A 284-nucleotide genomic window follows, 5' to 3' on the forward strand; every position below is an offset into this window, starting at 1 on the left:
TACACGTCCTCGGTGTTCTCCCGGAACGTGACCATGTCCATCGCTTCGGGGTTTTTGACGGGCGACGGCACGCCGTCGAGGTGGTAGGTCGGCCGGACGTTCGCGTACATGTCGAGCGTCTTGCGCAGCGCGACGTTCAGCGAGCGGAAGCCCGCGCCCACGGGCGTCGTGAGCGGGCCCTTGATCGCGACGCGGTGGGTCCGGATCGCCGACACCGTGTCGTCGGGCAGGTTCTCGCCGTACTTGTCGCGGGCGCTCTCGCCCGCGTAGACGCGCATCCACGC

General features: G+C 68.7%; 1 protein-coding gene. It reads right to left on the minus strand.

From position 1 onward, the window contains the following. The coding region (locus tag SM754_RS20180; RefSeq protein WP_323677932.1) for an isocitrate/isopropylmalate family dehydrogenase at nt 1-284 on the minus strand (284 nt) is incomplete at both ends.

Source organism: Halorubellus amylolyticus, assembly GCF_034808145.1.
In the GTDB taxonomy this organism is placed as follows: domain Archaea; phylum Halobacteriota; class Halobacteria; order Halobacteriales; family Natrialbaceae; genus Halorubellus.